The 2,136-nt window shown below is 34.2% G+C and carries 1 protein-coding gene; it reads left to right on the forward strand.

Annotated elements, in window-relative coordinates:
* Positions 1-193: 193 nt before the first annotated feature.
* Positions 194-1,927: an IS1634 family transposase gene (locus tag VJJ26_00405; GenBank protein HLC06621.1), complete on the forward strand. Its 1,734-nt coding sequence runs from the start codon at positions 194-196 to the stop codon at positions 1,925-1,927.
* The last annotated feature ends 209 nt before the right edge of the window (positions 1,928-2,136 follow it).

A 2,136-nucleotide genomic window follows, 5' to 3' on the forward strand; every position in this document is an offset into this window, starting at 1 on the left:
CGTGAGTTTATCACGAAAATAGGTTAAAACTTAAATTTGAGAGCCGCAATCCATTAAAAAACAAATGGTTGCGGTTTTTTTGTGCCCATGGTTTATGTATACTCTGATTAATATCATAAATATTAGCTTGACATGCTCTAATTATCGTATTAATATGGACTTATATTTATTATGTATACTCTAATAAAACATTATGGCAACCATACAAGCAAGAACTTCAAGGGGAAATAAGTATTGGTACATTGTTGAATCAAGAAGGGTCAACGGGAAACCGAGACCGGTGATGCTTGCATATTTAGGAAAAGCCAATGATCTGTTGCAACGCTTACAAGGTATGGTAGATAAAATCAAATTAAAATCCTACTCTCATGGCGCTATAGCAACGCTGCTTAAGACTGCGCAAGAGTTGGATATTTGCAATGTCATAAATAAATATGTTGAATCAAAAAGAAAAAACACCGCGAAGAAACCATCTAGAAATAATTTAACTGCCGGAGCAACTTTTTTATTGGCGGCAATAGGCCGTCTTTGCATGCCTACGAGTAAGAGAGGTTTTTATGACTGGGCAAAGAATACTTCGCTAGAATATCTATTAAAAACCAATCTAAGCAAAGTCGACAGCCAACACTTTTGGGATTTAATGGATGCTCTCCCTGCAGAAAACATAAGCCTTATAGAACAAGAGCTACTAAAAAAAGTTTTTGAATTATACAAGATCGATAACCATAATTTGTTTTTTGATACGACTAATTTTTTTACATATATCCATACAACCAATGAACACTGTACCATCGCAAAAAGAGGAAAAAACAAGCAAAAAAGAGCCGACTTAAGACAAATTGGACTTGCGATGATTGTGGCAAAAGACAGCTTGATACCATTGTTTCATTTGACATATGAGGGGAACAGACATGATTCAGTAGTTTTTAGCTCCATAATACACAAGTTAAAAGAAAGAATGGACTTCTTAAATATGGACATCAAAAATCATACAGTAATATTTGATCGGGGCAACAACTCAAAAAATAATTTAAATTTAATAAAAGCAGAGGGACTACACTATGTTGGCGCACTGGTTCCTCATCAACATAAAGAGCTGGTAAATGAAGCCTTTAATAATCTTGAGCAAGTAGAAATTGCAGGAAGTTCACTACAAGTTTACAGGGGTAAAAAAATTATCTGGGATGAAGAAAGAACTGTAGTTGTTTTTATTTCAGCTGGTCTTAGGGCAGGTCAAATTGGTTGGATATATCACCTGCTTGAAAAGGCTAAAAAAGAGCTTATGATTTTACAAAATGATATAAACGGTAAGGTACTTAAACCAAAAACCAAAGAAAAGATGGAACATAAAATAACTAAAATAGTACAAGACAAAAAAATTAATGATCTAATTAGCTGGTCATTGGAGTGTGACGAAGGTAGCTATAAGCTTAATTATTTAGTTGATCAAGAGAAAATTAAGATACTTGAAGATAAATTTGGAGTTAGAATCCTCATGACTGATCGACACGATTGGAGCACTGAGGAGATAATAAAAGCGTATCATGGACAGGGTTTTATTGAGCAGGCATTTAAAAATTTAAAGAATCCATATCATCTTGCTATTAGGCCGCAGTTTCATTGGACAGACCAAAAAATAAAAGTACATTATTTTATTTGTGTTCTTGGATATTTGTTGGCGACGTTATTATGGAAAAAAATAAAAGAAAAAGCTAATTTTACTGGTACATTAGATAATTTTTTAGATTATTTAAATAATATAAGGCTTGCGGTTATGCTTGAAGCTGCGGAAAAAAGGGGCCGTGTTAAAGCGGTATATAGATTGGAAGAAGCCAGTGAAGATGAAGAAGTGTTAATAAAAGAATTTGGTATCGATAAATATCACGAGGAAAGGAACAAGTTAAGCGGTGTTGGTGTATACACATGAAAAATCGTTGCAGCCCTTTAGGAGTAAGCCTTTCAGGGAAAATCTACCTTCCTTCGTGATAAACTCACGCTAGCCGCTTAGCCCTGTTTATGTAAAAATGAAATGGGAAGGGATTCTTGCATAAATTCGGCAAGGTATTTGGATCTGGAATATTTTTCATTAAGCAATTTTTCATCGAAGATTATGCCGCTTGTTTAACTTTTTCTAAC

Source organism: Candidatus Babeliales bacterium (assembly GCA_035288105.1).
GTDB lineage: Bacteria > Babelota > Babeliae > Babelales > Vermiphilaceae > SOIL31.

What these genes read in the sequence shown, in the direction of transcription:
- VJJ26_00405 (HLC06621.1), top strand. Translation starts at nt 194, where the DNA reads ATGGCAACCATACAAGCAAGAACTTCAAGGGGAAATAAGTATTGGTAC.